This is a genomic window from Dialister sp. CAG:357 (genome assembly GCF_000435155.1).
Lineage (GTDB): Bacteria > Bacillota > Negativicutes > Veillonellales > Dialisteraceae > Dialister > Dialister hominis.
In genome coordinates this window covers 1-7,168 of record NZ_FR896414.1, presented here as the reverse complement: position 1 = coordinate 7,168, position 7,168 = coordinate 1, and the positions used below count along the sequence as shown (strand labels likewise).

General features: G+C 51.4%; 4 protein-coding genes and 2 riboswitches. All 4 genes read left to right on the top strand.

What is annotated here, in order from left to right; all coding sequences use genetic code 11:
• Window positions 1–834: 834 nt before the first annotated feature.
• Window positions 835–935: riboswitch (glycine riboswitch) on the top strand.
• Between the two features lie 148 nt (window positions 936–1,083).
• The 4 genes from M3200_RS04155 (at window position 1,084) to M3200_RS04140 (ending at window position 7,066) form a co-directional block, all read left to right on the top strand.
• A complete protein-coding gene (locus M3200_RS04155; protein WP_022382282.1) occupies window positions 1,084–2,532 on the top strand; it encodes an alanine/glycine:cation symporter family protein in 1,449 nt (482 codons plus the stop codon).
• 317 nt (window positions 2,533–2,849) lie between these two features.
• A complete protein-coding gene (locus tag M3200_RS04150; RefSeq protein WP_022382281.1) occupies window positions 2,850–4,070 on the top strand; it encodes a dicarboxylate/amino acid:cation symporter in 1,221 nt (406 codons plus the stop codon).
• A gap of 327 nt (window positions 4,071–4,397) precedes the next feature.
• A riboswitch (glycine riboswitch) is annotated at window positions 4,398–4,495 on the top strand.
• A gap of 148 nt (window positions 4,496–4,643) precedes the next feature.
• A complete protein-coding gene (locus M3200_RS04145; RefSeq protein ID WP_022382280.1) occupies window positions 4,644–6,029 on the top strand; it encodes an alanine/glycine:cation symporter family protein in 1,386 nt (461 codons plus the stop codon).
• A 293-nt stretch (window positions 6,030–6,322) separates the two neighbouring features.
• Window positions 6,323–7,066, top strand: coding sequence for an NADPH-dependent F420 reductase (locus tag M3200_RS04140; protein WP_022382279.1), 744 nt, complete (start codon window positions 6,323–6,325; stop codon window positions 7,064–7,066).
• The last annotated feature ends 102 nt before the right edge of the window (window positions 7,067–7,168 follow it).

Here is a 7,168-nt window from a genome sequence, read left to right as displayed (position 1 = left end):
TGGCGGCGGAGCCGACGGATGAGTTGCATTTCATCGAGCGTAGCGAGGTTTTGAGGTTTTCATCAAGGCGTAGCCTTGGTTTAAGGGTGTTAACCTTGCTCCGAAAAGAGAAGGTGTCAGCGTAGCTGACGAATGAGATGTAGTTCCTCAGCCGCTAGGCTGGTTGTAGGGTTTTCCTCGAACGAAGTTCGGTTTGCTTGTTTTCCTTTTGCGAAGCAAGTAAGTGGTGTTGACCTTCCCAGACGGGGAAGGAGGGCCACGAAGTGGCGGTTAGGGTTGATTACTACGAACGAAGTTCGGTTGTCCGGTTTTAATCCTCCGCTCTATATATAAATACTATATATATAAGGAAGGTATCCTGCGCTCTTAAAATCTCCTCTTTTGTTTTTCTATCCATCTGTCTCTTCCCATTCCCTGCGTTTTTAATCTTTTATTTTTTTCCCGTTTTTTTCCTGTTTCAAAATTACATAGATATTTTCTATCAAAAAACATAGTACATCCATTTCCATCTGTCCCGAAAACTAGTTCCTTATACTCTCTGTATATGCTATATACAGTATACAGGCGGCGTTTTTCATGTATGCGGAATTTAGAAAAATACATAGTATCAATATATAAAAAAATATATGAAAAAGTACTTGCTTTTTGAAAAAATGCGTGTATAATTCAATCAAATCACATCCGAGGGCGGAATCTATGACGAGTCCCGGTTTGTGGTGGAAATGTACGGGTTCCCGTACCATAAGGGTGGATGAAGTACACGGAAAAATGACATGAAAATGTCTGCCGAAGGAGTAACACTATCAGGCGTTCTGAGAACACGAAACTGTGTACGGACACATCTCTGGAGAGTTCCGCTGAAAAGATGCGGACGCCGAAGGTGCAAAGGGATCTTTGATCCCGAATCTCTCAGGCAAAAGGACAGGGCTGGCAGCAGGGTAACTCCCGGCTATGCGTGGATGCATACATACATAGCGCCAGCTTTGCACTTCAGATCTTTCTGAAGGCTGAGTGCGGCGCTTTTTTGTTTCCAAAAATTATTGAATCCCGTATAGCAAGTAATCAAGAAGGGAGCTGCCGAAAATGGATATGGCTGAACTCAATCAATGGGCCAATGCGGCTGATAGTTTCGTATGGGGGCCGGTTATGCTCTGTCTCCTCGTGGGCACGGGGATTTACATGACCCTCACTCTTCACTTTCTCACATGGAGAAATCTTCCTTATGCTCTGAAGAGCATTTTCTCGAAGGAGTCTAGGACGACTTCAAGGGGCAGCGGCGACGTTTCTCCCTTCTCCGCGCTGATGACCGCTCTGGCGGCTACGATCGGCACAGGAAATATCGTGGGCGTTGCGACGGCTATGTTTGCCGGCGGCCCGGGCGCTCTCGTCTGGATGTGGATTTCCGCCTGCTTCGGCCTGTCCACGAAATTCTCTGAATGCATGCTCGGCTTCAAGTTCCGCGAAGTGAACGCGAAGGGTGAAATGAAGGGCGGCCCGATGTTCACGATGAAGAACGGCTTCAAGAACAAGAAAGCCGGCATCTTGATGGGTTTCCTCTTTGCTCTCTTTGCCGTCATTGCCTCCTTCGGCATCGGCAACATGACCCAGGCGAATTCCATCAGCACCGCCGTCAATGCGACATTCGGTGTTTCCAATGAAATCAGCGGCATCATCATGACCGTCATGACCCTTGCCGTCATCGTAGGGGGCATCACCTCCATTTCCAGAGTTTCCTCCATCGTCGTTCCAGGCATGGCTGCCTTCTACATCGCTGCCGGCCTCCTCTGCGTCATCCTCAATATTGAAAACGTACCGCACGGCCTCTACATGATCATCATGATGGCATTCGATCCTTCCGCTGTCGAAGGCGGCGTGCTCGGTACGATCACTGTTTCTGTCATGAACGCTATGCGCTACGGCGTGGCAAGAGGATGCTTCTCCAATGAAGCAGGCCTCGGCTCAGCTGCCATCTCGGCCGCTGCTTCCACGACTGACCGTCCGGCAAGACAGGGCTACATTTCCATGACCGGCACCTTCATCGACACCATCGTCGTTTGCTCCATCACCGGTCTCACCATTGCTTCCTCCGGCGTCCTCGGCACCCTTGGCGCTGACGGCAAGCCCCTGACCGGCGTGGCCCTCACCATGGCAGCCTTCTCCCACAATATCGGACCGATCGGCAGCTACATCGTTTCCATCGGCATCATCCTCTTTGCATATTCCACAATCCTCGGCTGGGAATACAACGGCGAAAAAGCATGGGAATACCTCTTCGGCACCCATAAGTACAACCTCATCTACCGCGTCGCTTTCTCCATGGTCGTCTACGTAGGTGCTACCCAGACCCTAGACCTCGTCTGGAGCCTCTCTGACATCGCGAACGCTCTCATGGCGATCCCGAACCTGATCTCCATCCTCGTCCTCGCACCGGTCATCAAGGAAGAAGTCTTCTCCTACCAGAAAGTCATTGCCGCTGAAAAGGCAGCAAGGGCAGGGGAGACGGTCGCAGAAGAAGCGGTCCAGAAGATTTGAATATCATTAGAAAATAAAGTTTCCCGTTTATTTTTCAGAAAGGAAATCTCATTTCCTTCCTATAGCGAATTTACATAGGGAGCGCGGTTATTCTCAATCGCGCTCTTTTTTTCATGCATGTTGATTCATAAAGCGAAATAGTAAATCTCATGAATTATAATACAAAGGTTATGCTTTACATAATTTATTAAATATCTCAGACGGGTACATATATAAATGTATGGATAATTTACGAAATCTATTAGTTTTTTATTATGTATGCTCCTATAATATGTCTATCATTTTTAATGCCTTAAAAGGCACCTGGAGGGGAATTTATGAATCTTTCGTTACAGATTTTTGCCTCCCTTGTCCTGTCCGTCATCGTCGGACTGGTATTGGGAGAAGGCGCGGCGGCGCCTGTGAAGACATGGATTGCCCCGATCGGCACCATGTTCATCAATCTGATCAAGATGATGATCGTTCCTGTCGTCTTCTGTTCCCTGGTCGTCGGCATGACGTCCATGGGGGATATGAAGAAACTGGGCCGTATCGGTATCAAGACGCTGTCCATTTACATGGTGACCACCGCTATCGCCATCGTGATCGGCTTTGCCGTAGCCCTGGCCATTGATCCGGGCACCGGCATGAGCATGGCCGGAGCGACCGCGCCGAAGGTCAAGGAAGCCCCGAGCATCATGCAGGTCTTCGTCGACATGATCCCGTCGAACCCGATCGCATCCATGGCCAAGGCAGACATCCTGCCAGTCATCATCTTCGCCCTCTTCGTCGGAGCCGGCATCATTTCCGTCGGCGGCAAGAGAGCCGAGACACTGATCAGCTTCTTCGATGCATTCGCTGAAGTCTGCTACAAGATCATCGCCATGATCATGAAGACCGCCCCGATCGGCGTCTTCTGCCTGCTGCTTCCTGTCGTCGTCATGAACGGACCGAAAGTGCTCCTGCCGCTTCTCTCCGTCATCATCTGCATGCTGATCGGCTGCACCATCCACGCCGTCTGCGTCTACTCTGCCATGACGACCGTCGCCGCTCACATGAGCCCGGTCACCTTCTTCCGCGGCATGTCCGAAGCGATGGCCATCGCCTTCACCACCTGCTCTTCCGCAGGCACGCTTCCGGTCAACATGAAGAACGTCCAGGAAAAACTCGGCGTTCACCGCGACATCGCATCCTTCGTACTGCCTCTTGGCGCGACCATCAATATGGACGGCACCGCTCTCTATATGGGCGTCTGCTCCATTTTCATCGCCAACGTATTCGGCGTACCGCTCACCTTTGACCAGATGATGATGATCGTCCTCACCGGCACCCTTGCCTCCATCGGCACCGCCGGCGTCCCGGGCGCAGGCCTCATCATGCTTGCCATGGTACTCCAGTCCGTCGGACTTCCGCTCGAAGGCCTTGCACTCGTTGCCGGCATCGACAGAGTCCTCGACATGTTCCGCACCTGCCTCAACATCACAGGCGATGCAGCCGTTGCCGTCGTCGTCAACGCATCTGAACAGGAAGTGCCCTCTGACATTCAGATCACAGAATAAGAAGGAAGGAAATGGGGAGTGATGAGCTTCATGACGCTCTCCTATATATAATAGTAATAAAATAGACTTGTGTATGCTTATAATGCAACAAGTATCCACTATATATGCAAAACTTGTAAGAAATTTTTATAGAAATATAAAAAAATTTACAAAAAATCTATTGTACAATACACCTGCTTTGCCTTATAATAACAATACAATTCGTAATGGATGATGCATACAGAAAGAGCTCGAGGATGAAAAGTGTATACTTATTCAATATACACCTTTCGGAGACTGCCGAAGGAGTAACACTATCAGGCGTTCAAAGGACACGAAACTGTATGCGGACATAACTCTGGAGATCTCCGCTGAAACGATGCGGAAGCCGAAGGTGCAAAAGGCGCAAGCCTCAATCTCTCAGGCAAAAGGACAGGGCCGGACAAGGACTTTGAGAAATCAATGGGCCGCCGGCTCTGTTTTCATTTTTAGAGCCGGCGGTTTTTTAATGGGTTTTGGGAAAGGAAAGTCTTTCTCAGGTAGTGGATCCCTCCAAAGGGGTGGGGGATCTGGGGAAAATGGGAGGAAAAATCTATGTTGTTAGACATCTTAAACCAGATTGACAGCATCGTCTGGGGACCGTGGCTCTTAGTCTTACTTGTCGGTACGGGCATCTGGCTCACATTCCGGCTCACACTGCTGCAGGTCGTCAAACTGCCGAGAGCTCTGAAGCTCATATTCTTCGCAAGAAACAAGGGCGAAGGAGACATTGATTCATTCAAAGCGCTTTGTACCGCGCTCGCTGCCACCGTCGGCACCGGCAACATCGTCGGCGTCGCTACCGCTATCAAACTCGGCGGCCCTGGCGCACTCTTCTGGATGTGGCTCGCCGCCTTCTTCGGCATGGCGACAAAGTACGCAGAAGGCTGCCTTGCCGTCAAATACCGTCAGGTCGACGACAACGGCAACATCGCCGGCGGCCCGATGTACTACATCGAAATGGGCCTTGGCAAGAAATGGAAACCACTCGCCGTTCTCTTTGCCTTCTTCGGATGCATGGTAGCCCTCCTTGGCTCCGGCACCACGACACAGATGAACGCCATCATTTCCTCCGTGGAAGCAGGCTTTGGCATTTCCACCTACATCACCTGCGCCGTTATTACAGTACTCGTAGCTATCATCACCTTCGGCGGACTCCAGTCCATCGCAAAAGCTGCTGAAAAAATCGTTCCGGCTATGGCCGTCATCTACTTCGTCGTTACCGTCATCTTCCTGGCACTCAATGCAGGCGGCCTCCCGGGCGCCATCAGCCAGGTATTCACCGGCGCATTCTCCGGCACCGCAGCTGCCGGCGGCTTTGCAGGCGCAGGCGTCATGCTCGCTATGCGAAGCGGTATCGCCAGAGGCCTCTTCTCCAACGAATCCGGCTTAGGCTCCGCACCGATCGTCGCTGCTGCCGCTAAAACAAAATGGCCGGCAGAACAGGGCCTCATTTCCATGACCGGTACCTTCATCGACACCATCATCATTTGTACCCTGACCGGTCTTACCATCATCGTATCCGGCCAGTGGCTCGGTGACACCAACGGCGCTGAACTTACACAGAACGCATTTGCCGTCACCTATGGCGGCTTCGCGCCGATTCTTCTCACCGTATCTCTCGCACTCTTCGCCTTCACCACCATCCTCGGATGGAACTACTACGGCGAACGCTGCTGGGAATACCTCTTCGGCACCAAGAGCATCCTCTTCTACAGAGTCCTCTTTCTCGTCATCCTCGCATCCGCTGCCTTCCTGAAACTCGAATCCATCTGGGCACTCGCAGATATCGTCAACGGCCTCATGGCCATCCCGAACCTTATTGCCCTCCTGGGCCTCACAGGCGTCATCGTCGCAGAAACCAAGAAATACTTCGAACACCTCGAAATCCGCGACGCCAAACTCAAAGCCTACAAAGCAAGAAGAATCGGAAAGAGATAAGAAAAGAAACAGAATCAATAGAGATGTGGAACCCAAACAGTTCCGCATCTTTTTTTGTGGAAACTCGCAAGCTCGGATGTACTGGGCGCTGACTTTCCCGAGCGCCGCCAACACTCGCCTTCCCAAAGCGCCGCCAATACTCGCCTTCCCAGACGGGGAAGGTGCCGGCCCCAAATTCTGATGCCGGCGGATAGGGTTGATTACTCCGAGCTGTAGTTCGTTTCCCCAGTTCCCTCCCTTTTCCCCCTCGTGTATAATATATATAAAACTTTCAATATATAGGAGGCGTGGATATGAATATAGGTGTCATTGGTGTCGGGCATATCGGCGGGACTTTGGCGGAGAAGTTCGTGAAGGCCGGTCATCAGGTCAGCGTGGCCAATTCGAGAGGGAAGGAAGCCGTCAGGGCGTTTGCAGAGAAGATCGGCGCAGCGCCTTCGGATATTTCTGAAATCGTCAAAGGAAAGGATGTCGTCATTCTGGCGGTTCCTCTTCCTGCCATTGAGAAGCTTCCCAGGGATCTTTTCAAGGATGCAGGAAAGACGATCGTGGTGGATACGTCCAATTATTATCCGGACCTCCGTGATTCCCATATCAAGGAACTGGACGAAGGAAAAACAGAAAGCCTCTGGGTTTCTGGGAAAATCGGGCATCCCATCATCAAAGCGTTCAACAACGTTCTGGGGGATACCCTGGCAGAGAAGGGCAGAAAGAAAGGGGACGAGGGAAGACTTGCCGCCGCTGCTGCAGGAGACAGTGCGGAAGACAAAGCCGTCGTCATGCGCCTGATCGATGAAGCGGGCTTCGATCCCGTCGACGGAGGCACCCTCGAAGAATCCTGGCGCCAGCAGCCCGGGACACCCTGCTACTGCTGCGACTACAATAAAGAAGAAATGGAAAAAGCCCTGCAGGAAGCCGTCCCTGGAAAAGCGCCCGGCGTACGCGATGCCATCAATGACCACCTCATGCACCTTGCCAAAGCGCCCACCCATGAAGAAATCATTCAGGTCAACCGCGGAGCACACCATAAAGAGTAAAAGAAAAGGGCCCTCGGAAATGATTCATTTCTCCGCCCTTTCTTCTTTTTATTTATTTCCCGAATTGAAATAATAAGTTGAACACCCGGCGAACCTTTATGC

Coding starts and splice junctions, on each gene's coding strand:
- M3200_RS04155 (WP_022382282.1), top strand. CDS start 1,084: ATGGATATGGCTGAACTCAATCAATGGGCCAATGCGGCTGATAGTTTC.
- M3200_RS04150 (WP_022382281.1), top strand. CDS start 2,850: ATGAATCTTTCGTTACAGATTTTTGCCTCCCTTGTCCTGTCCGTCATC.
- M3200_RS04145 (WP_022382280.1), top strand. CDS start 4,644: ATGTTGTTAGACATCTTAAACCAGATTGACAGCATCGTCTGGGGACCG.
- M3200_RS04140 (WP_022382279.1), top strand. CDS start 6,323: ATGAATATAGGTGTCATTGGTGTCGGGCATATCGGCGGGACTTTGGCG.